22 protein-coding genes are annotated in these 20,035 nt (G+C 69.0%); 5 read left to right on the top strand and 17 right to left on the bottom strand.

Annotated features, from left to right (window positions below):
* Window positions 1-16: 16 nt before the first annotated feature.
* Window positions 17-682 carry an SIMPL domain-containing protein gene (locus KZC56_RS12690; protein WP_247638693.1) on the top strand — a complete coding sequence of 222 codons (666 nt, stop codon included), beginning with the start codon at window positions 17-19 and terminating at the stop codon, window positions 680-682.
* A 9-nt stretch (window positions 683-691) separates the two neighbouring features.
* Here the strand turns inward: KZC56_RS12690 and hflX are convergent, their stop codons facing one another.
* On the bottom strand, window positions 692-2,203 hold the full coding sequence (gene hflX, locus KZC56_RS12685) for a GTPase HflX (protein WP_136034992.1): 1,512 nt from the start codon (window positions 2,201-2,203) through the stop codon (window positions 692-694).
* 66 nt (window positions 2,204-2,269) lie between these two features.
* Between hflX and KZC56_RS12680 the strand changes: the two genes are divergently transcribed.
* Window positions 2,270-2,911: a class I SAM-dependent methyltransferase gene (locus KZC56_RS12680; RefSeq protein WP_247638692.1), complete on the top strand. Its 642-nt coding sequence runs from the start codon at window positions 2,270-2,272 to the stop codon at window positions 2,909-2,911.
* Between the two features lie 8 nt (window positions 2,912-2,919).
* Here the strand turns inward: KZC56_RS12680 and dapF are convergent, their stop codons facing one another.
* The 13 genes from dapF to dapA form a co-directional block, all read right to left on the bottom strand.
* Window positions 2,920-3,792, bottom strand: a complete 873-nt coding sequence (gene dapF / locus KZC56_RS12675) for a diaminopimelate epimerase (RefSeq protein WP_247638691.1) — start codon at window positions 3,790-3,792, stop codon at window positions 2,920-2,922.
* A 9-nt stretch (window positions 3,793-3,801) separates the two neighbouring features.
* A complete protein-coding gene (locus KZC56_RS12670; protein WP_247638690.1) occupies window positions 3,802-4,350 on the bottom strand; it encodes a dihydrofolate reductase family protein in 549 nt (182 codons plus the stop codon).
* 32 nt (window positions 4,351-4,382) lie between these two features.
* Window positions 4,383-5,294, bottom strand: a complete 912-nt coding sequence (miaA, locus tag KZC56_RS12665) for a tRNA (adenosine(37)-N6)-dimethylallyltransferase MiaA (RefSeq protein ID WP_136035000.1) — start codon at window positions 5,292-5,294, stop codon at window positions 4,383-4,385.
* Window positions 5,291-6,835, bottom strand: a complete 1,545-nt coding sequence (gene miaB / locus KZC56_RS12660) for a tRNA (N6-isopentenyl adenosine(37)-C2)-methylthiotransferase MiaB (RefSeq protein WP_136035003.1) — start codon at window positions 6,833-6,835, stop codon at window positions 5,291-5,293. The genes miaA and miaB overlap by 4 nt, the downstream gene beginning before the upstream one ends.
* 47 nt (window positions 6,836-6,882) lie before the next feature.
* Window positions 6,883-7,623, bottom strand: a complete 741-nt coding sequence (locus tag KZC56_RS12655) for a regulatory protein RecX (RefSeq protein ID WP_240745394.1) — start codon at window positions 7,621-7,623, stop codon at window positions 6,883-6,885.
* 113 nt (window positions 7,624-7,736) lie between these two features.
* Window positions 7,737-8,783 carry a recombinase RecA gene (gene recA, locus KZC56_RS12650; RefSeq protein ID WP_136035007.1) on the bottom strand — a complete coding sequence of 349 codons (1,047 nt, stop codon included), beginning with the start codon at window positions 8,781-8,783 and terminating at the stop codon, window positions 7,737-7,739.
* A 271-nt stretch (window positions 8,784-9,054) separates the two neighbouring features.
* Window positions 9,055-9,279, bottom strand: coding sequence for a DUF3046 domain-containing protein (locus tag KZC56_RS12645; protein WP_136035009.1), 225 nt, complete (start codon window positions 9,277-9,279; stop codon window positions 9,055-9,057).
* 18 nt (window positions 9,280-9,297) lie between these two features.
* Window positions 9,298-9,606: a helix-turn-helix domain-containing protein gene (locus tag KZC56_RS12640; RefSeq protein WP_136035011.1), complete on the bottom strand. Its 309-nt coding sequence runs from the start codon at window positions 9,604-9,606 to the stop codon at window positions 9,298-9,300.
* A 120-nt stretch (window positions 9,607-9,726) separates the two neighbouring features.
* On the bottom strand, window positions 9,727-10,236 hold the full coding sequence (locus tag KZC56_RS12635; RefSeq protein ID WP_247638689.1) for a CinA family protein: 510 nt from the start codon (window positions 10,234-10,236) through the stop codon (window positions 9,727-9,729).
* Window positions 10,233-10,808: a CDP-diacylglycerol--glycerol-3-phosphate 3-phosphatidyltransferase gene (gene pgsA / locus KZC56_RS12630; protein ID WP_247638688.1), complete on the bottom strand. Its 576-nt coding sequence runs from the start codon at window positions 10,806-10,808 to the stop codon at window positions 10,233-10,235. Before pgsA ends, KZC56_RS12635 begins: the two co-directional genes overlap by 4 nt.
* Window positions 10,808-13,516 (bottom strand): DNA translocase FtsK, encoded by a 2,709-nt coding sequence (locus tag KZC56_RS12625; RefSeq protein WP_247638687.1) that lies wholly within the window; start codon window positions 13,514-13,516, stop codon window positions 10,808-10,810. The genes pgsA and KZC56_RS12625 overlap by 1 nt, the downstream gene beginning before the upstream one ends.
* Window positions 13,517-13,583: 67 nt before the next feature.
* Window positions 13,584-15,260, bottom strand: a complete 1,677-nt coding sequence (locus KZC56_RS12620) for a ribonuclease J (protein WP_247638686.1) — start codon at window positions 15,258-15,260, stop codon at window positions 13,584-13,586.
* A gap of 53 nt (window positions 15,261-15,313) precedes the next feature.
* Complete coding sequence (gene dapA / locus KZC56_RS12615; RefSeq protein ID WP_136035020.1) at window positions 15,314-16,291, bottom strand: 4-hydroxy-tetrahydrodipicolinate synthase; 978 nt, start codon at window positions 16,289-16,291, stop codon at window positions 15,314-15,316.
* Between the two features lie 59 nt (window positions 16,292-16,350).
* Between dapA and KZC56_RS12610 the strand changes: the two genes are divergently transcribed.
* The gene (locus KZC56_RS12610) at window positions 16,351-16,890 is read left to right on the top strand and encodes an NUDIX domain-containing protein (protein ID WP_247638685.1); all 540 of its coding nucleotides are present in this window, start codon (window positions 16,351-16,353) and stop codon (window positions 16,888-16,890) included.
* A 5-nt stretch (window positions 16,891-16,895) separates the two neighbouring features.
* Here KZC56_RS12610 and KZC56_RS12605 read toward each other — a convergent pair whose 3' ends face one another.
* Genes KZC56_RS12605 through KZC56_RS12595 form a run of 3 tightly spaced genes read right to left on the bottom strand, consistent with a single transcriptional unit; the run spans window position 16,896 to window position 18,939 of the window.
* The gene (locus tag KZC56_RS12605) at window positions 16,896-17,657 is read right to left on the bottom strand and encodes an SDR family NAD(P)-dependent oxidoreductase (protein WP_136035024.1); all 762 of its coding nucleotides are present in this window, start codon (window positions 17,655-17,657) and stop codon (window positions 16,896-16,898) included.
* Window positions 17,657-18,133, bottom strand: a complete 477-nt coding sequence (locus KZC56_RS12600) for a dihydrofolate reductase (RefSeq protein ID WP_136036717.1) — start codon at window positions 18,131-18,133, stop codon at window positions 17,657-17,659. The genes KZC56_RS12605 and KZC56_RS12600 overlap by 1 nt, the downstream gene beginning before the upstream one ends.
* The gene (locus tag KZC56_RS12595; RefSeq protein WP_136035028.1) at window positions 18,130-18,939 is read right to left on the bottom strand and encodes a thymidylate synthase; all 810 of its coding nucleotides are present in this window, start codon (window positions 18,937-18,939) and stop codon (window positions 18,130-18,132) included. The genes KZC56_RS12600 and KZC56_RS12595 overlap by 4 nt, the downstream gene beginning before the upstream one ends.
* A gap of 115 nt (window positions 18,940-19,054) precedes the next feature.
* Between KZC56_RS12595 and KZC56_RS12590 the strand changes: the two genes are divergently transcribed.
* Both KZC56_RS12590 and KZC56_RS12585 read left to right on the top strand, forming a co-directional pair.
* On the top strand, window positions 19,055-19,465 hold the full coding sequence (locus KZC56_RS12590) for a thioredoxin family protein (protein ID WP_247638684.1): 411 nt from the start codon (window positions 19,055-19,057) through the stop codon (window positions 19,463-19,465).
* A gap of 17 nt (window positions 19,466-19,482) precedes the next feature.
* Window positions 19,483-20,010 carry a DUF4395 domain-containing protein gene (locus tag KZC56_RS12585; RefSeq protein ID WP_247638683.1) on the top strand — a complete coding sequence of 176 codons (528 nt, stop codon included), beginning with the start codon at window positions 19,483-19,485 and terminating at the stop codon, window positions 20,008-20,010.
* Window positions 20,011-20,035: the final 25 nt, after the last annotated feature.

The following is a 20,035-nucleotide window of genomic DNA, read 5'->3' as shown; positions in this document are numbered from 1 at the left end:
CGCGTAGAGTCGGCGCATGAGCGAGGTCATCGTCACCGTCCGTGGTGAGCACGAAGTGCGGGTCCGCCCCGAGCGTGCCATCGTCCGTGTCTCCGTCCGTGCCGAGGGGCCGGAGCGCGGCCCCGTGGTCGACGAAGCCCTGCGTCTCTCCGAGCCCGTGCGCGAAGACCTCGCCGAGCGCACGAAGACCGGGTCAGCGCTCGACTGGAGCAGCGCGAACCTCAGCGTCCGGGCGGAGCGCCCGTGGAGCAGCGATGGCTCGCGCCTCGCGCCCGTCTACATGGCCGGCGTCGACTTCACCGCGACGTTCGCGGAGGACGGCGAGCTCTCCCTGTGGGTCACCGAGGTCTCAGCGCGGGAGGGAGTCGAGGTCGGTTGGGTGGACTGGCATCTCACCCCCGAGACCCGCACCCGTGTCGAACGCGAGGTCGCGGCCCGCGCCGTGGAGGCCGCCGTGCTGCGCGCCGAGGCGTACGCGGGTGCCGTCGGCCTCCATCAGGTCTCGCCCGTCGAACTGGCCGACGTCGGGCTGATCGCCCCCGGCCACCCCGGCCCCGGTACGCCCCTGATGAAGGCTCGCGGAGCGGTCGCGTTCGCCGCCGACGCCGCACCCTCCATGCAGTACGAGCCGGAGGAGATCGTCATCTCGGCAACCGTCGAGGCGCGTTTCCTCGCCCGCTGAGCGCGGAACTCACCCCTCCGCGACGAACGGCGCCAGCTCGGCCGCCAGACGCTCGGACACCCGGGCGTGCACGGCGCTTCCCTGCTCCTGATGCTCGACGGACAGCAGCATGCCCGTCTCGTGGATCGCGGCGACGAGGTCGCCCCGGTCGTACGGGACCACCGCACGAATCTCGACCGCGGGCTGGGGCAGTGCCGCCTCAATCGCGGACCGCAGCTCGTCGATGCCCTCCCCTGAGCGCGACGACACGAAGTGCGCGTGCGGCTCCAGGCCGCGCAGCACGAGACGCTCATCCTCGGGGATCAGGTCGGCCTTGTTGAAGACCACGATCTCCGGCAGGTCGCGCACCCCGACGTCGCCCATCACGTCGCGAACCGTCTGCAGCTGGCCGGCCGGGTCGGGGTGCGACCCGTCGACGACGTGCAACACGACATCGGCGTCGCCGACCTCTTCCAGCGTGGAGCGGAAAGCCTCGACCAGCTGGTGCGGCAGGTTCCGCACGAAGCCCACCGTGTCGGTGAGGGTGTAGACACGGCCGTCCTCGGTCGCCGATCGGCGCACGGTCGCGTCAAGGGTGGCGAAGAGGGCGTTCTCGACGAGCACGCCGGCGCTCGTCAGGGCGTTCAGAAGGCTGGACTTGCCGGCGTTGGTATAGCCCGCGATCGCGACGGAGGGAATCGTGTTGCGCTTGCGCTCGGCCCGCTTGGCCTCGCGAGCCGGCGCGAAGTCGCGGATCTGCTTGCGCAGCAGCGCCATCTTCGTGCGGATGCGACGACGATCCAGCTCGATCTTCGTCTCACCCGGGCCGCGCGATCCCATCCCCGCGCCGCCTGCGCCGACCTGCCCACCGGCCTGGCGGCTCATGGACTCACCCCATCCGCGCAGCCGCGGAAGGAGGTACTCGAGCTGTGCGAGCTCGACCTGGGCCTTGCCCTCGCGGCTCTTCGCGTGCTGGCTGAAGATGTCGAGGATCACGGTCGTGCGGTCGATCACCTTGACCTTGACGACGTCTTCGAGGGCGCGACGCTGGCTGGGCGCCAGTTCGGTATCCGCGATGACGGTGTCCGCCCCGACCGCGGCCACGATGTCCTTCAGCTCCTGCGCCTTGCCTCGTCCGAGGTAGGTCGCGGCGTCAGGGTGGGGCCTCCGCTGCAGCACGCCGTCCAGGACCACGGCACCCGCCGTCTCGGCCAGCGCGGCCAGCTCGCGCAGCGAGTTCTCCGCGTCTTCCTGCGCCCCCTGCGGGTACACGCCCACCAGCACGACGTTCTCGAGCCGTAGCTGTCGGTACTCGACCTCGGTGACGTCTTCCAGTTCGGTCGAGAGTCCGGCCACGCGACGCAGCGCATGCCGATCTTCGAGGTCCCACTGCTGACCGTCGGTCTGCGAGTGCGCGGCCGTGGCCTCGTCCTGCAGGGCCTGGGCGGCGCCGAAGACGCGGACCTCCGATCGCTTCTCCGCGTTCGAAAGCACTCGGTCGACCGTCTGGTCGTCGGTGGAGGGGATCTTCGTCTCCGTCATCCGTTCCTGTCTCTGGTTTCCTCGCGAGCCTTAACCTTAGCCCGCACCGTCCGGTACGCTCACCGTATGGGGTCCGACCACTACTTCACTGCGGCCCCGGCAAGCCCCGAGAACCTGCGCACGATCCGTGTATCCCTGGCAGGGCGCGAGCTGGAGATGACCACCGCCGGTGGGGTCTTCAGCCCGGATCGGCTCGATGCCGGAACCGCGGTCCTTCTCGCCAACACTCCGCCCGTTCCACCCGGCGGCCATCTTCTCGACCTCGGCAGCGGCTGGGGACCCATCGCCCTGTCGATGGCTCTGGCTTCACCGCACGCCACCGTCTGGGCGGTGGACGTGAATGAACGTGCGCTCGACCTCGTGCGTCGCAATGCTTCCGCGCTCGGCCTCACCAATGTCAACGCCGCGCTGCCCGGAGATGTTCCCGACGACGTGACCTTCCGCACCATCCGCTCCAACCCGCCGATCCGCGTGGGGAAGAACGGGCTCCACGGGCTTCTCGAACGGTGGATCCCCCGGCTCGACGAGCGCAGCGATGCCTGGCTCGTGGTGCAGCGCAATCTGGGTGCCGACTCCCTGCAGCGGTGGATCGCCAGCACGTTCCACCCCGGCTTCAGCGTCTTCCGCACCGCGACCGGCAAGGGCTACCGCATCCTGAAGGTGCGCAAGCACGGCACGCCACCGACGGAGCCGATCGCGCTGGTCTGATCCGCGCCTCAGAGCAGGTCGATCTCACCCTGGAAGACCAGCTGCGCAGGCCCGGAGAGCGCGACGTGCTCGCCGTCCTCCGCCGGGAACATCCGCACGGCCAGTGTGCCACCGGGCACCTCGACCTGCCAGTTGTTCGGCGCCTGCGCACCCGCCCAGTACCGCACGGCGAGGGCCGTCGCCGCGACACCGGTTCCGCAGCTGAGCGTCTCGCCGACGCTGCGCTCGGAGACCCGCATGCGCACATGGCCGATGCCGTCGCGGACCAGGGGTTCACCCGGGACGACGAACTCGACGTTGGCGCCCGCAGGAAGGGCGGGTTCGAGCTCGGGTGCACGCGTGAGCTCGAGCAGCGCGAGTTCGGCCTCGGATGCCAGCGCGACTACGACGTGCGGGTTGCCCAGATCGATGCCGAGGCCGGGGCGGGTCACGGTGAGCCCATCCGCACGGACGAGTGGGTCGTCGCCCGACAGGCGCCACGCCCCGAGGTCGACCTGGTAGCCGTTCGCGCTGCGGGTCACGTGGCGCACTCCGGCCCTGGTACCGATCGGCAGCGTCGCGCCCTGCTCGATACTCGCGAGACCGGAACGCACCAGATAGTGCACGAACACGCGGATCCCGTTGCCGCACATCTCCGCGACCGAGCCGTCGGCGTTGCGATAGTCCATGAACCACTCCGCGGCGGGCTCTTCCGCCAGCGCCGCAGCGCCCTCCGGAAGGGACGCAGAGCGGACGACCCGCAGGACCCCGTCTGCGCCGATGCCGAAGTGGCGGTCGCAGAGCACAGCCACCTGCTCCTGTGACAGAGGCAGCTGCCCATCGGGGTCGGCGATGATGATGAAGTCGTTGCCGGTGCCGTGCCCCTTGGTGAATGCGACCATGCTCCCAGTCTAGGGACGGTTCGTTCCCCCCTCGTCGCGGACGACGCGATAGCGCCCGCACAGGAAGCTGCGGTTGCGCGCGACCTCGAGCAACTCCAGATCGAGTCGACGAGGAAGAAGCGGTGCACCTGACCCGAGGGTGACCGGGGCGTATTGCACCCAGACCTCGTCGAGAAGCCCGGCGTCGGCGAACTGCCCGGCGACGTCTCCCCCGCCGACGATCCAGACATCGCGACCTTCCGCCGCCGCCACCGCGCGGGCGTGCACCTCGCTCACGGCGTCGCTGGTGAGTTCGACGGCCGCCCCCGCGGGCAGCTCGAGGTCGCGGTGCGTGAGCACCCACGTCGGCTGGGTGTACCCCCACCGTCCCTCCTCGTGCCGCATCACCCACTCGTAGGTGGACGCCCCCATCACGAGGGCGCCGACATTCTTCTCGAACGACGGGTACGCCATCGGCCCCTCCAGATCGATGTCCAGGCTCAGCAGCCAGTCGAGTGAATGGTCGAGCGTGGCGATGAACCCATCGAGACTGGAGGCGGTGTAGAAGTGAGTGGCCATGCGCGCAGTCTTGCACCGGGCACCGACACTCGTCAGTCGGCGAGAAGCTGCTCCGCGGAGGTCGGCACGTCGTGCCACTCGAGCTGCGGGTAACGCTTGAACCACGACACCTGACGGCGGGCGTACCGGCGGGTGAGGGCCTGCGTCTCCGCGATCGCCTCCGCCTCCGTGAGCCGGCCGTCCAACTGTCCCAGCGCCTGGGCGTAGCCGATCGCGCGGGAAGCCGTGGTGCCGCTCTCCAGGCCACGCCCACGGAGACTCTCGGCCTCCGCCACCAGCCCCTGCGCCCACATGCGGTCGACCCGGTCGTTCAGCCGGCGCACGAGCGGCTCGCGGTCCAGGCGCAGGCCGATGATCCGCGTCTGCGGCATCCACAGCGTCGGCGCATCGGGAAGCGCTGCCCCGTGCGTAGCACTCCCCTGTTCCACCACTTCGAGCGCACGGATGACCCGTCGGCTGTTCCTGGGGTCCACGCGCTCCGCCGTGGTCGGATCGAGCAGCCGCAGTCGCTCGAGCAACGGCGTGATCCCCTCGGCCTCGAACTCGAGCTCCAGCCGCCTCCGCACCGCCGGGTCTCGCGGCGGGAAGTCGAAGTCGAAGATCACGCTGGAGACGTACAGACCCGAGCCGCCGACCAGGATGGCGTCTCCGCCGCGCTCCTGGATGTCGCGCACCGCGGCACGCGCCAGCGGCTGATACCAAGCGGCAGCAGCATCCTGCGTGACCTCTCGCACGTCGAGGAGATGATGGGGAATGCCACGACGGTCGGCGGTCGGCAACTTCGCCGTGCCGATGTCCATGCCGCGATACACCTGCATCGCGTCGGCGTTGATGATCTCGGCCGGGTTACCCTGACGCCGCAGCGCTTCGGCCAGGTCCAGGGCGAGGTCGCTCTTGCCCGTGCCCGTGGCACCGACGATCGCCCAGAGTCGCGGCGCGGTCACACGCCGACGCGCAGCGTCGGAAGCCCGAGCGACACGGCGCTCGACCCGCTCGCACTCGGTGACGGCACCGCGCACGACTCCGCCTGCGAGCGGTCCCAGGCATCTCCGCCCCGTGTCCGGCGGATGCGCAGAGGCGCGCCGGTGGGGTCATCGGCCAGCAGGTGGAACGGCGCGGCGTGCGTGACCGTCACCGTGACGACGTCACCCGGGCGCGGAAGCTCCGACCCCGGCGGGACCTCGAAGTGCACGAGACGGTTGTCCTCGCCTCGGCCCGTCAGGCGGTGGGTCTCGGCGTCCTTCTTGCCCTCCCCGGTCGACACGAGCACCTCGATCTCGCGGCCGACCTGCTTCTGGTTCTCTTCCAGCGAGATGCGCTCCTGCAGTGCGATCAAGCGATCGTAGCGGGCCTGCACCACGGCCTTCGGAACCTGATCCGCCATCGTCGCCGCCGGTGTGCCCTCCCGGATCGAGTACTGGAACGTGAAGGCTCCGGAGAAGCGTGCCTGCTCGACCACCCGCATCGTGTCTTCGAAGTCCTCCTCGGTCTCACCCGGGAACCCGACGATGATGTCGGTCGTGATGGCCGCGTGCGGGATGCGTGCCCGCACCCGATCGAGGATGCCCAGGAAACGCTCGCTGCGGTACGAACGCCGCATGGCCTTGAGGATGCGGTCGCTGCCCGACTGGAGCGGCATGTGCAGCTGCGGCATCACGCTCGGTGTCTCGGCCATCGCGTCGATCACGTCGTCGGTGAAGGCGGCCGGATGCGGACTCGTGAATCGGATCCGCTCCAGGCCCTCGATCTGCCCGGCCGCGCGCAGCAGCTTGCCGAAGGCCTGGCGGTCTCCGAACTCCACACCATACGAGTTGACGTTCTGGCCGAGCAGGGTGACCTCGATCGCGCCGTCCTCGACCAGCAGCCGGATCTCGTTGAGGATGTCGCCCGGGCGGCGGTCCTTCTCCTTGCCACGAAGGCTCGGAACGATGCAGAACGTGCAGGTGTTGTTGCAGCCGACCGAGATCGACACCCAACCGCTGTGGGCGGAGTCGCGCTTGGTCGGAAGCGTGGACGGGAACACCTCGAGCGACTCGAGGATCTCCAGCTCCGCGTCTCCGTTGTGGCGGGCGCGCTCGAGGAGGCCGGGCAGGGAGCCCATGTTGTGCGTTCCGAAGACGACATCGACCCACGGCGCCTTGTCGAGCACCGCCTGCTTGTCCATCTGTGCGAGACAGCCACCGACGGCGATCTGCATGCCCGCCTTCCGACGCTTCACCGCGGCGAGGTGTCCGAGAGTGCCGTACAACTTGCCCGCCGCATTGTCGCGCACGGCGCACGTGTTGATGATGACGACGTCGGCTTCACTGCCCGCGGGCGCAGGGACGTAGCCCGCGCTCTCGAGCGAACCGGACAGCCGCTCGGAGTCGTGCACGTTCATCTGGCACCCGAAGGTACGCACCTCATACGATCGCTGTCGCCCGTCGTCGTCGACGGCCGCCGATGAGGCGCTGATGATCGTCGGTTCACTGCGGGGGATAGTCATGATCTGTCCATTGTACGAGCCCCGTCACCGCGCTCAGGGCGGCACCCTCAGTCGGAATCCACGAAGCGCACGCCGGACCCGGAACCACCGGACGACGCCTCGCGCAGCGCCGTCTTGGCGGCGGTCATCGCGACCGATCCGGCATAACCACGCCGCGCCAGCTGACCCGTGAGGCGACGAAGCGCCGTGTCGGCGTCGAGTCGGCTGAGAGACCGCGCCTTGGTGCGAGCGAACTCCAGCGCCCGCTCCGCATCGTCGTCAGGGAGTTCCTCCAGCGCCGCATGGATCACCTCTCGCGGGATCCCGCGCTGGGCGAGCGCACGGGACAGCGCGACACGCCCCTGCCCCTTTCGTTCGGCGCCCGAGGTCACGAGCATCTCGGCGAGCACCGCGTCGTCGAGGTAACCGCGACGGCAGAAATCCTCGATCAGGTCGTCGACGTCGTTCGCCTCCACCCCGTGGCCTCTCAAGACCAGGCGCGCTTCGGAGACGGACAACGAGCGGGTGCGAAGCTTGCGGAGCAGAGATTCTTCGGCCGCGACACGGACCTCCTCCGTGGTGGGACCGTCCTCGTCTCCCCGCTCGGCATCCGCCCCGCCGAGCGTCCCCTCGTCGATCGCGCGCAGCCGAGGGACCGGGGTGCCCGCTGTCGATCGCCCGCGTCGACCGCGTGCGGGATGCCGTTCGCTCGGCGTGCCCGCGTCGGGTTCCTGCGGGAAGTCGGACGGCGCCTGATGCCAGGTCGAGCGCCACGACGCGGCGCCGTCAGTCGATGCCGGCGCGTCCACCCCCGAATGATCGGGCGGGGTAGGCCGTCGTGAGGGCTGCCGAGACGGCGCCCCTCCGAAGAGAGGGATGATGGGGGCGATCCGTTCCGGATCGCCCCCACGCTGCTCGTTCATCAGGCCGGGCGACGCTCAGCGAGCTCGTCCGCAGACGCGGGCGCGGGCTGCGCACCGATGCCGAGCTTCTGCTTGATCTGCGTCTCGATGGCGAGGGCGATGTCGGGGTTGTTGAGAAGGAACGTGCGCGCGTTCTCCTTGCCCTGCCCCAGCTGGTCGCCGTCGTAGGTGTACCACGAGCCAGACTTCTTGACGATCCCGTGCTCCACGCCGAAATCGATCAGGCTGCCCTCGCGAGAGATCCCCACGCCGTAGAGGATGTCAAACTCCGCCTGCTTGAACGGCGGGGCCATCTTGTTCTTGACGATCTTGACCCGCGTACGGTTGCCGACGGCGTCGGTTCCGTCTTTGAGGGTCTCGATCCGTCGGATGTCCATGCGCACGGAGGCGTAGAACTTGAGCGCCTTTCCACCGGCGGTGGTCTCGGGCGATCCGAAGAAGACGCCGATCTTCTCGCGCAGCTGGTTGATGAAGATCATCGTGGTGTTGGTCTGGTTGAGCCCACCCGTCAGCTTGCGCAGCGCCTGCGACATGAGCCGGGCCTGCAAACCCACGTGGGAGTCGCCCATCTCACCCTCGATCTCGGCTCGCGGCACGAGGGCCGCGACCGAGTCGACGACGATGAGATCGATGGCACCGGACCGCACGAGCATGTCGGCGATCTCCAGCGCCTGCTCACCGGTGTCCGGCTGCGACACCAGCAGGGAATCGATGTCGACGCCCAGCTTCGCGGCGTAGTCGGGGTCGAGCGCGTGCTCCGCGTCGATGAACGCCGCGATACCACCCGCGCGCTGCGCATTGGCGATGGCGTGCAGGGTGAGTGTGGTCTTACCCGAGGACTCCGGGCCGTAGATCTCCACGATGCGGCCACGCGGCAGGCCTCCGACCCCGAGGGCGACGTCGAGGGCGATGGAGCCGGTGGGGATGACTGCCACGGGGGCGCGCTCATCGCTGCCCAGCCGCATGACCGAGCCCTTTCCGAACTGACGGTCGATCTGCGCGAGGGCGGTCTCGAGGGACTTCTCGCGGTCGGCGGGTGATGGCATGGTGTGCTCCTTCTGCGCGTGTGATGCCGCCTGTAGGCTGTCGCGGCTCTTCCGGCTGGAAGGAACTCTCCGACAAGGCGTGTGGCTTCTTCAGCCTGGTCCTCACGCTAGGACGAGCCACCGACATTGCATCGGCCCACCCGAGGTCTGTGATGATCCAGGCATCGAAACCACTTGTGCAGAAGACTACGCCCGGTTCGAACAGATTTTCGACAACAGCGCAACGCGGCGTGTCGGAGTTCCGCACAGCCCGGAGAACGAGAGCAGCAACTCAGCGGCTCCGCGGCTCCAGCCGTCCGACGCCGTGCCGCCGAGACAGCGGAACATCCATCTCCTCGCACAGGGCGAGCCAGATCTCCCGGGGCGGCACGCCGTCCGCCAGCGCTTCGCTCGCGGTACGGCCGTTGACCGCCGTCAGACTGAGGTCGTTCACCAGTGACGGCCCTCGCGCCTGGAACTCCGCGTCGACGGCGCGAAGGAATTCGCTACGTCGCATCGTCACCCGGCCGAGTGGTCAGTGCAGCGAGAGCTCGGGCTCGACCGAGGCGACCAGCTCGTCGGGAACGACGTCGGGGAAGACCTGGATGCCCTCGAGGACGGAGATGCGATCCCCGACCTCGCGCATGATGGTGGAGATGGGAACGTCGAGGGCCTCCGCGACCGAGGCGAGGATCTCGCTCGACGCCTCCTTCTGTCCGCGTTCGACCTCGCTGAGGTAGCCGAGCGCGACGGACGCCTTGCTTGCGACCTGCCGGAGGGTGCGCCCCTTCTGCAGGCGGAAGTCCCTCAGCACATCGCCGATTTCCTGTCGTACAAGAATCATCGGAACCTCCTCCCCATGTGTTCGATCGAGGTTCCCCTCGAAGAGACAGCCAGTCTAGCCCTCCTGGCCTGCACAGAATCTACCCTTGCACTCTGTGGTTTGAATGTGAGCACATCGGTATCAACCTTCGGCTGTCGGCTCGTATTCCCCGACCGCCTCAGCCAGCATTCGCACCAGCATCGCCACCGACTGCGCGCGCACCGCCGCTCGGTCGCCGTCGAAGACGAACGCCTCCGTGCGAGTGCCCTCCGGAGTGACGACGCCCAGATGGACGGTCCCGACCGGCTGACCGTCCGGCGACTGCGGCCCGGCGATCCCGGTGGTGGAGATACCGACGTCCGCCGACCGTCCGTCGACGGCGACGGCGTGGCGAACCCCCTCGGCCATCTGCCGCGCCACCTCGGGATGGACGGGTCCCTTTGTCGCGAGCAGCTCGGCGTCTACCCCGAGCAGCGAATGCTTGACCGGCGTCGCATACGCGACCACGCCGCCGAGGAGAACGACGGAGGCTCCGGGAACGGCGACCAGCGCCGCGCAGACCGCGCCGCCGGTCAGCGACTCGGCGACCCCGAGCGTCCAGCCGCGCGCGCGCAGGGCGCCCACGACCATCTCAGGGGTGAACGACGTCATGACCGCTGTCGCGAACCGCGTACCTGCGCCACGATGTAGTCGATTCCGCTGACCACCGTGAGGACGAGCACGATCAGCATGAGCAGGAAGGTGATGGTCGTCCACGGACCGAGACCGATCCACACGTGAAGCGGCAACAACGCCCAGCCGAGGGCCACGCCCTGGAACGCGGTCTTGATCTTGCCCATCCAGGCGGCAGCGACGACATGCTCGCTCGCGACCACCAGACGATGGATCGTGATACCCCACTCGCGGACGAGGATCACGATCACGATCCACCAGTTGACCTCGCCCAGAATGGCCAGCCCGATGAAACCGGCCCCCGTGAGGAGCTTGTCGGCGATCGGATCCCACAGCTTCCCGAAGTCGCTCACAATGTCGTAGCGACGCGCGAGATACCCGTCGACCCAGTCGGTCGAGATGGCCACGATGAAGAGGATGCCGGCGATCCAACGCACCACCGGATCCGAGATTCCATAGGTGCCCCCGAGGAGCAGGAGAACGAAGAAGACCACCGCGAGCGGGATCCGCGCCACCGTGATCGCGTTGGGGAGCTGCCGGGGAATGGCCATCAGTCGCGTCCCGTCAGGCCCCAGGCGTCTTCATCGCCTTCCGCCTCCACGACCGGAAGCCCGTCGTACTGCCCCGCGATCGGGTCGCGCTCGGGCGACGGAGGTGCGGCGGCCGGTGCGCCGGCGCTCGGAGCGGACGCGGGCACGTCCTCGCCGCGAAGGCGAGCCATGACCTGCGGCAGCTGCTCCGGGGTGGCCAGCACGTCGCGGGCCTTCGACCCCTCCGACGGGCCGACGACCTCACGCGACTCGAGCAGATCCATGAGCCGGCCGGCCTTCGCGAACCCGACGCGGAGCTTGCGCTGCAGCATCGACGTGGATCCGAACTGCGACGAGATGATGAGCTCGGCCGCGGCGAGGAGGAGCTCGAGGTCGTCGCCGATGTCCTCGTCGACCTCTTTCTTCTTGCTCGGCTCCATCGCCTCCTGCACATCGGCGCGGTACTCCGGTCGAGCCTGACGCGTGACGTGCTTGACGACGGCGTCGATCTCCTTCTCGTCCACCCAGGCACCCTGCAGGCGGAAGGGCTTCGACGAGCCCATCGGCGAGAAGAGCGCGTCTCCCTGACCGATCAGCTTGTCGGCGCCGGGGCTGTCGAGGATCACGCGGCTGTCGGTGACGCTCGTGACCGCGAACGCGAGCCGGGACGGCACGTTGGCCTTGATGAGACCGGTGACGACGTCGACGCTCGGACGCTGCGTGGCGAGCACCAGGTGGATGCCGGACGCGCGAGCGAGCTGCGTGATGCGCACGATCGAGTCCTCGACGTCACGCGGGGCGACCATCATGAGGTCGGCGAGCTCGTCGACGACGACCAGCAGGTACGGGTAGGGCTTGAGAACCCGCTCGCTGCCGACCGGCACCTCGACCTCACCGGCGCGGACGGCACGGTTGAAGTCGTCGATGTGACGGAAGCCGAACGACGCGAGGTCGTCGTACCGCATGTCCATCTCCTTCACGACCCACTGCAGCGCCTCAGCCGCCTTCTTGGGGTTCGTGATGATGGGGGTGATGAGGTGCGGCACCCCGGCATAGCTCGTGAGCTCCACGCGCTTCGGGTCGATCAGCACCATGCGCACATCCGCCGGGCGAGCGCGCATCAGCAGACTCGTGATCATCGAGTTCACGAAGCTCGACTTACCCGAGCCGGTGGAGCCGGCGACGAGGAGGTGCGGCATCTTGGCGAGGTTCGCGACGACGAAGTTGCCGCCCACGTCCTTGCCGACGCCGATCGTGAGCGGGTGAGTGCTCTTCTGCGCTGCGGCGGAACGCAGCACGTCGCCGAGGGCCACCGTCTCCCGGTCGGTGTTCGGGATCTCGATGCCGATCGCGCTCTTGCCAGGGATCGGAGAGAGGATGCGGACGTCGTTCGAGGCGACGGCGTAGGCGAAGTTGTTGCTGAGCTGCAGGATCTTCTCGACCTTGACGCCGTGACCGACCTCGACCTCGTACTGCGTGACCGTCGGGCCGCGGGAGAAGCCGGTGACCTTCGCGTCGACCTTGAACTGGTCGAGGACGCTGGTGATCTGCTCGACGATGCGGTCGTTCGCGTCGGAACGCGCGACCGAGGGCGGCCCCTCGGAGAGCACGCCGGGCGACGGAAGGATGTACGGAGCGACCGGAGCCTGTGGCCCCCGCTCCCCCGGCCCTTCGGTACCGAAGCCGTCGAGCCCGGGGAGCTCGGGCATCTCGCCCGTGTCGGACTCGTCGTCGAGGAGGGCCGTGGTCTGCTGCTCAGCGAGGGAGTCGGCGATGGACCGGACGTCGGAGAGCACCTCGGTGGCTACCTCCGACGGATTGGCGACCGTGACCGCCTGGTCGTACGCGGGCGTCGGCTCGTTCGTGGTGAGCAGTGCCGTGATGTCGTCGGAACCGAGCGTTCCCTCGTCCGGATCCTCCTCGCGGCCCGTCTTGTTCCGGCGCCACCAGGGCAGCACGTCGGGATCGTCGACCTTGTCGGCCTCGTCGATCGCCGCCGCGTCCTTCGTCGGCTTCTCCGGGCGCTCCGCGTCGAACATCCACGCGTAGAGGTCGCCGAGACGCGAACCGATGCGGTTCGGCGGAGTCTTGGTCAGGATCAGGATGCTGAGGACGACCAGCAGCGACAGCAGCACGTAGGCGGGGATGTCGGTGAGGTAGGAGACCGGCTGTCCGAGGAGCCAGCCGAGGAGACCGCCCGATTCGCTCAGAGCCGGCATCCCCTGGTTCGGATGGGGCCGCGGTCCGGCCACATGGAAGATCGCCGACAGCGCCAGCACGAACAGGCCGAAGCCGATCCCGATGCGCCCGTTGTCGTGCACGGAGGACGGGTGCCGGAAGAGCCAGCCGGCCAGGAGGAGCAACAGCACCGGCATGATGAACGCGACCCGGCCGACGAACAGACCGACCGAATAGGCGCTGATGTTCGCCGCGATCTCGTTGCCGATGAAGAACCACTCGTTGACGGCGCCCAGCACCGCCAGGATCACCAGGAAGAACGGGAAGCCGTCGCGACGGTCGTCCTTCTCGAGCGTCTCCGGCCCGAACGCACGGAAGAGCCCGCCGACCGCGTGCGCCAGGCCGTTCCAGGCGCGGACGGCGACCGGAGGCTTGTCCGCTTCGTCGACGTACTTCTTGGGTGCCGGCGCCGCCTTGGAAGCCGACTGCCGCTTGGGGCGCGACGACGCGGTCGTCGACGCGCGCTCGGTCTTCGTGGTGCTCCTGGCCATGCTCCCACGCTACGTCCAACAGCCGACATCTCCGCGCAATGACGCGGCTTTCCGCGGCTATCCGGGGTCAGGCCTCGATGACGAGGGGCACGATCATCGGACGGCGACGGAGCTTCTGGTTGACCCAGCGGCCGATCGTGCGGCGCACGACCTGGGAGAGGGCGTGCGTGTCGCGCACGCCGTTGCCCGAAGCCTCCTTGAGCGCGGCGACGATCTTCGGCGCGACGTCGTCGAAGACCGAGTCGTCCTCCGCCACGCCGCGGGCGTGGATCTCGGGGCCGGAGATGATGCGACCGGTCGCCGCGTCCACCACGACGATGACCGAGATGAACCCCTCCTCGCCCAGGATCCGCCGGTCCTTCAGATCCGCGTCGGTGATCTCGCCCACCGTGGAGCCGTCCACATACACGAACCCGAGATCGAGCTGTCCGCTCACGCGGGCCACGCCGTCCTTGAGGTCGATCACGGTGCCGTTGGAGGCGATGATCGTGTTCTCCTCCGGGATGCCCGTGTCCTGGGCGAGCTTGGCGTTGGCGATCAGGTGGCGGTACTCCCCGTGCACCGGGAGGACGTTCTTCGGCTTGAGGATGTTGTAGCAGTAGAGCAGCTCGCCCGCCGCCGCGTGGCCGGACACGTGCACCCGCGCGTTCGCCTTGTGGACCACGTTCGCGCCGAGCTTCGTGAGACCGTCGATCACACGGTAGACCGCGTTCTCGTTGCCGGGGATGAGGCTCGAGGCGAGGATGACCGTGTCACCCTCGCTCACCTCGATCGCGTGGTCGACGTTCGCCATGCGGCTGAGCACCGCCATCGGCTCGCCCTGCGACCCCGTCGACATGTAGACGATCTGCTCGTCGGGCAGGTCGCGGGCCTTCTTGAAGTCGATCAGCACGCCCGCGGGCACCTTGAGGTAGCCGAGCTGCTCGGCGATGGTCATGTTGCGCACCATGCTGCGACCGAGGAAGGCGACGCGCCGTCCGTGCGCGTGCGCGGCGTCGATCACCTGCTGCACGCGGTGCACGTGGCTGGAGAAGCTGGCGACGATGACGCGGCGCGGGGCCTTGCCGATCACCTGATCGAGCACGGGACCGATCGAACGCTCGGTCGGGGTGAACCCGGGGACGTCGGCATTCGTGGAGTCCACGAGGAAGAGGTCGACGCCCTCCTCCCCCAGCCGTGAGAACGCGCGCAGGTCAGTGATGCGGCCGTCCAGGGGCAGCTGATCCATCTTGAAGTCGCCCGTCGCGAGCACCATGCCCGCCGGCGTGCGGATCGCGACAGCGAGCGCGTCGGGGATGGAGTGGTTGACGGCCACGAACTCGAGGTCGAACGGCCCGACCCTCTCCTTCTGCCCCTCCTTGACGGTGAGGGTGAACGCCTTGATGCGGTGCTCCTTGAGCTTCGCCTCGACGAGCGCGAGTGTCAGGCCGGAGCCGATCAGGGGGATGTCGCTCTTCAGGCGCAGCAGGTACGGCACGGCGCCGATGTGGTCCTCGTGCCCGTGCGTGAGCACCACGCCGACGATGTCGTCGAGACGGTCGCGGATGGGCTCGAAGTCGGGCAGGATCAGGTCGACGCCGGGCTGGTGCTCCTCGGGGAACAGCACGCCGCAATCGACGATCAGGATCTTGCCGTCGTACTCGAACACGGTCATGTTGCGGCCGACCTCGCCGAGGCCGCCGACCGGGATGACCCGCAGCGTTCCTTCGTCGAGAGCGGACGGTTCGGCCAGGGGAATGGACATGCTGTCTCCTCAGTCGGACACTTCGCGCGTCCGTTCGTTCATGGGGACGCGACTCAGCGCGTCGTGCCGTGCACCTTCGGCAGGGCGCCGCCCGCGGCCGCGTTGCGGTCGGGACGGAAGTTCGAGAAGTCCGCACCGGGAACCCCGGCGACCAGATCGAGCTCGTCCTCGATCAGCGCGGCCTCCCACTCCTCCGGGCCCACCAGCGGCAGTCGGACGCGCGGGCTCGAGATGCGACCGAGCCCGTGCAGGATGTACTTCGCCGCGACCGTGCCGGGGACATGCGTCATGACGGCGCGCACCAGAGGCTCGAGGCGCTTGTGCTCGGCGGTGGCGGTGGCGAGGTCGCCCCGGTTCACCGCATCCACGATCGTGCGGTAGGGCGTGGCCGTGATGTTGGCCGTGACGCCGATGAGCCCGGTCGCACCGATCGCGAGATGCGGCAGGACGTTCGCGTCATCGCCCGAGAAGTACATCAGGTCGGTCTGGTTGAGCACGCGGCTCACCTCGGAGAAGTCTCCCTTGGCGTCCTTCACGGCGAGGATGTTCGGGTGCTTCGCGAGGCGGAGGATCGTCTCGTACTTGATCGGAACGCCCGTACGACCGGGGATGTCGTACAGGATGACCGGAAGGTCCGTGGCGTCCGCGACGAGGCGGAAGTGCGTCAGGATGCCGGCCTGCGTCGGCTTGTTGTAGTACGGCGTGACGATCATGATGCCGTCGGCACCGGCCTTCTCGCTGGCCTTGTAGAGCTCGATCGCGTGCGCGGTCTCGTTCGATCCACCGCCGGTGATGATCTTGGCGCGGCCGGCGGAGACCGACTTGCCGACCTCGACCAGCTTCAGCTTCTCGGGGTCCGTCAGGGTCGAGGTCTCGCCGGTCGTTCCCGTCACCACGATGCCGTCCGCTCCCGCGGTGATCACGTCATCGATGTGCTTCTCGACGGCGGGCCAGTCGACTTCGCCGTCGGCCGTCATCGGAGTGACGAGCGCGACGAGAACCTGTCCGAAAGGGTTGCCCGAGTGCGTCATGACACCAGCGTATCGGGTCACGTGGCGCGGCCGCGGACCGTGCCGCCTAGGCTCACGCCATGGGATGGATCACGCACGCGTCGCGCCTCGCCTACGAGAACTCCTGGATCCGCGTACGCGAGGACCAGGTCACCGGTCCGAGCGGCCGAGGGATCTACGGCGTCGTCGAGATGCAGCACCCCGCCGTGTTCGTGGTCGCGGTCGACGCCGACGACCGCGTCTGCCTCGTCACTCTTGACCGGTACACCGTGGGGCCGTCGCTCGAGATCCCCGCGGGGGGCACCGACGGCGAAGAACCGCTCGTGGCCGCCCGCCGCGAGTTCCTCGAGGAGACCGGTCACACGGCCGACGACTGGACCGAGCTCGGCACCATGAACGCCCTCAACGGGATCGCCGTCGCGACGGAGCACGTGTTTCTGGCACGCGCGATCCGTCGTGTGGACGAAGCGACCGGCACCCGGGCCGAGGAGGGCATCGGGTCGGTCTCGTGGGTGCCGTTCGCCGACGCCCTCGCGATGATCACGGATGGACGGATCACCGATGGAGAGACCATCGCCGCCCTCGCCCTGGCCGGCATCCGGCTCGGACGCTTCGGCTGAGACCCTCAGACGCGCCCGCGCCGCGCCACGGCGGAGGTCAGCGACTGCGGGAGCACGCGGGCGACCGCGACAACGACCTTGTAGCGGAGGGACGGGATCGACACGGGCTTCCCACGGGCGGCATCACGAAGACCGGTGCGCACCACCGACGGGGCGTCGAGCCACAGGAGACCCGGAACCCCCTCCTGCCCCACCGCGAGGCCCATGCGCTCGTGGAAGGACGTGTGCGTGAAGCCGGGGCAGAGCGCCGTGACCGTCACGCCGTCGCGCGCGTACTCCGCGTTCGCCCAGCGGCTGAAGCCGATCAGCCACGCCTTGCATGCCGAGTACGTCGACCGGGAGATGAACCCGGCGACCGACGCGACGTTGATGATGCGTCCTCCGCGGCCGCGCATGCTCTGGAGTGCGGCGTGCATGAGGCGCATCGATGCCTCCACGTGGACACGCAGGTGCCGCACCTCGTCGTCGATGTCGTTGTCCGCGAACTGCAACGGCAGTCCGAAGCCGGCGTTGTTCACGAGCAGATCGACCGGATCGGACGTGTCCCGCAGGCGCTCGGCGACGCGCGAGACGCCCTCCTCCTCCGACAGGTCGGCGACGAGCACCTCGACCGCGACGCCATACTCGCTGCGCAGCTCCGCCGCGAGGGCCTCGAGCGCGTCGGCCGAGCGGGCGACCAGGATGAGGTCTCCCCGACGTCGGGCGAGCTGACGCGCGAACTCCGCGCCGAGGCCGGCGCTGGCTCCCGTGATGAGTGCGGTGGGCATCAGCGCTCGTATCCCAGGAAGCGATACCGCACGCCCGTGCGCGAGGTCTGCCACTCCCCCTCGTCCACGAGCCGCCACCCCGTCGTCGGAGGCGCGAACGCGTCGCCGTCGACGTCGAGGTCGATCTCGGTGACCTCGAGCCTGTCGGCGTCGCCGATCACCTGGCGGAAGATCTCCGCCCCTCCGATGATCCACACCCTGTCGCGGCCGCGCACGGCCTCGGCCACGGTCGCGGCACGGGAGGCCCCGTCCGCCGCCCAGTCCTGCTGGCGCGTGACGACGAGGTTGTCGCGCCCGGGGAGCGGCCGGAACCGCTCGGGCAGCGAATCCCAGGTCTTGCGCCCCATGATGACCGGGGCTCCGTGCGTGATCTCCTTGAAGTGCGCGAGATCTTCGGGAACGTGCCACGGCATGCCGCCCTCGGCGCCGATCACCCCGCCGTGGGCCTGCGCCCAGATCAGCCCGACCCAGGTCATACCGCCACCGCCGCCCTGATCGGCGCGTGGTGCTGATAGTCCTCCACCACGAAGTCCTCGTAGCGGTAGTCGAAGATCGATTCCGGGGTGCGGGCGAAGCGCAGCGTCGGATACGGGAAGGGCTTCCTCGTCAGCTGCTCGCGCACCTGGTCGACGTGGTTGTCGTACACGTGGCAGTCGCCGCCCGTCCAGACGAAGTCGCCCGGTTCCAGCCCGACCTGCTGCGCGATCATCATCGTCAGCAGGGCATAGGACGCGATGTTGAAGGGCACGCCGAGGAACATGTCGGCGCTGCGCTGGTACAGCTGGCAGGAGAGCTTGCCGTCGGCCACGTAGAACTGGAACAGGGCGTGACACGGCGCGAGAGCCATGTCCGGGATGGCGGCGGGGTTCCACGCCGACACGATCAGGCGTCGCGAGTCCGGGGTGCGACGGATCTGCTCGATCACCTCGGACAGCTGGTCGATACTGCCCCCGTCCGGGGTGGGCCAGGAACGCCATTGCACGCCGTACACGGGTCCGAGGTCACCCTCCGCGTCCGCCCACTCGTCCCAGATCGTCACGCCGTTCTCCTGCAGCCAGCCGACGTTGGAGTCGCCGCGGAGGAACCAGAGCAGCTCGTAGGCGATCGATTTGAAGTGCACGCGCTTGGTCGTGATCAGCGGGAAGCCCTGGGAGAGGTCGAACCGGATCTGACGGCCGAAGACGCTGGTGGTCCCGGTGCCGGTGCGATCGCTCTTGTGCGTCCCCGTCTCGAGGACGTCACGGAGCAGGTCTTCGTACGGGGTCGGGACGGGGGCGCTCATGGGAGTCAGGATACCCGGCCCGCTCGCCCCGAGGGCGGATCTGCGCTGTGCCGCCGGGGCGTCATCCGCGGAAACATGCGGGCCCGCATGACTCGCGCGCGCTTAGTCTCGACGCATGTCGCCCGTGCTCGCCCTCGCCGTCGTGGCAGTGCTGCTCGGCGTCGCGGTCGCCGTGGGAGCCGTACTGCGCCACCGCGAGGGCGCTCGCCGTCGCGCCGGAGTCGTCCGGTTCGATCCGGCCGACGCGGGGGCTCCGCTCGGCCAACGCGCGACGTTGGTGCAGTTCAGCACCGAGCTGTGCGCGAAGTGCCCGCACGTCCGTCGCCTCCTGGGCAGCTACGCCGCGGAACAGGACGGACTGCGCCACGTCGAGATCGACCTCACCACGCGTCCCGACCTCGCCAGCCGCTACCGCGTGCTGCAGACCCCGACCACCCTCGTGGTGGACGGCAGCGGCGAGGTCATCGCCCGCTTCCACGGCGTGCCGCAGCGGCACGCCCTCACCGACGCCGTCGCCGCGGCCTGATCAGACCAGGAGAACTCATGTCCGCTCCCGTCGGCATCGACCCGCGAGGACCACGGTTCGCCGCCACCATCACCAGTGTCCTGCTGCTCATCGCCACATTCCTCGCCTTGACCGGCCTCTCCACCGACCGGACCGAGCCTGCGGGCGACTGGGCGATCGTCGCCGCCTCACCCCTCGAGCGACTGACCGACCCCGGCTGCCTGCTCGCGCTCGTGATCGCGCTGCTCTTCCTCTGGAGCGTCGTGTCACCGCCGACCACGCCCTGGGGTGCGCTGTTCCGCAGCGTCGTCCGCCCGCGCCTCGCGCCACCCTCCGAGCTGGAGGACCCGCGACCTCCACGGTTCGCGCAGGGGGTCGGGCTGGTCGTGGTCGGTGCCGGCCTCGCCCTGCACCTCGCGGGCGTCCCCTGGGCGCTGCCGGTCGCCACCGCGGCGGCCTTCGTCGCCGCGTTCCTGAACGCCGCGTTCTCGTTCTGCCTGGGCTGCCAGCTCTACCTGGTCCTCCAGCGCACCGGCCTGCTCGGACGGAACACGAGGCCCGCCTGACCCGGTTCCCCGGCGACCGGCGGCT

This window comes from Microbacterium sufflavum (assembly GCF_023091155.1).
Taxonomy (GTDB): Bacteria; Actinomycetota; Actinomycetes; order Actinomycetales; family Microbacteriaceae; genus Microbacterium; species Microbacterium sufflavum.
Note: the sequence above shows the minus strand (reverse complement) of the source record. Positions and strands in the feature narration are given on the sequence as shown.

What these genes read in the sequence shown, in the direction of transcription:
- dapF (WP_247638691.1), bottom strand. Translation starts at nt 3,792, where the DNA reads ATGGTCGCATTCACCAAGGGGCACGGCACCGGCAACGACTTCATCATC.
- KZC56_RS12670 (WP_247638690.1), bottom strand. Translation starts at nt 4,350, where the DNA reads ATGGCCACTCACTTCTACACCGCCTCCAGTCTCGATGGGTTCATCGCC.
- KZC56_RS12645 (WP_136035009.1), bottom strand. Translation starts at nt 9,279, where the DNA reads ATGCGACGTAGCGAATTCCTTCGCGCCGTCGACGCGGAGTTCCAGGCG.
- KZC56_RS12620 (WP_247638686.1), bottom strand. Translation starts at nt 15,260, where the DNA reads ATGTCCATTCCCCTGGCCGAACCGTCCGCTCTCGACGAAGGAACGCTG.
- KZC56_RS12605 (WP_136035024.1), bottom strand. Translation starts at nt 17,657, where the DNA reads ATGCCCACCGCACTCATCACGGGAGCCAGCGCCGGCCTCGGCGCGGAG.
- KZC56_RS12640 (WP_136035011.1), bottom strand. Translation starts at nt 9,606, where the DNA reads ATGATTCTTGTACGACAGGAAATCGGCGATGTGCTGAGGGACTTCCGC.
- KZC56_RS12590 (WP_247638684.1), top strand. Translation starts at nt 19,055, where the DNA reads ATGTCGCCCGTGCTCGCCCTCGCCGTCGTGGCAGTGCTGCTCGGCGTC.
- KZC56_RS12680 (WP_247638692.1), top strand. Translation starts at nt 2,270, where the DNA reads ATGGGGTCCGACCACTACTTCACTGCGGCCCCGGCAAGCCCCGAGAAC.
- miaB (WP_136035003.1), bottom strand. Translation starts at nt 6,835, where the DNA reads ATGACTATCCCCCGCAGTGAACCGACGATCATCAGCGCCTCATCGGCG.
- KZC56_RS12635 (WP_247638689.1), bottom strand. Translation starts at nt 10,236, where the DNA reads ATGACGTCGTTCACCCCTGAGATGGTCGTGGGCGCCCTGCGCGCGCGC.
- pgsA (WP_247638688.1), bottom strand. Translation starts at nt 10,808, where the DNA reads ATGGCCATTCCCCGGCAGCTCCCCAACGCGATCACGGTGGCGCGGATC.
- dapA (WP_136035020.1), bottom strand. Translation starts at nt 16,291, where the DNA reads ATGACGCACTCGGGCAACCCTTTCGGACAGGTTCTCGTCGCGCTCGTC.
- KZC56_RS12595 (WP_136035028.1), bottom strand. Translation starts at nt 18,939, where the DNA reads ATGAGCGCCCCCGTCCCGACCCCGTACGAAGACCTGCTCCGTGACGTC.
- KZC56_RS12585 (WP_247638683.1), top strand. Translation starts at nt 19,483, where the DNA reads ATGTCCGCTCCCGTCGGCATCGACCCGCGAGGACCACGGTTCGCCGCC.
- recA (WP_136035007.1), bottom strand. Translation starts at nt 8,783, where the DNA reads ATGCCATCACCCGCCGACCGCGAGAAGTCCCTCGAGACCGCCCTCGCG.
- KZC56_RS12690 (WP_247638693.1), top strand. Translation starts at nt 17, where the DNA reads ATGAGCGAGGTCATCGTCACCGTCCGTGGTGAGCACGAAGTGCGGGTC.
- KZC56_RS12600 (WP_136036717.1), bottom strand. Translation starts at nt 18,133, where the DNA reads ATGACCTGGGTCGGGCTGATCTGGGCGCAGGCCCACGGCGGGGTGATC.
- hflX (WP_136034992.1), bottom strand. Translation starts at nt 2,203, where the DNA reads ATGACGGAGACGAAGATCCCCTCCACCGACGACCAGACGGTCGACCGA.
- KZC56_RS12625 (WP_247638687.1), bottom strand. Translation starts at nt 13,516, where the DNA reads ATGGCCAGGAGCACCACGAAGACCGAGCGCGCGTCGACGACCGCGTCG.
- KZC56_RS12610 (WP_247638685.1), top strand. Translation starts at nt 16,351, where the DNA reads ATGGGATGGATCACGCACGCGTCGCGCCTCGCCTACGAGAACTCCTGG.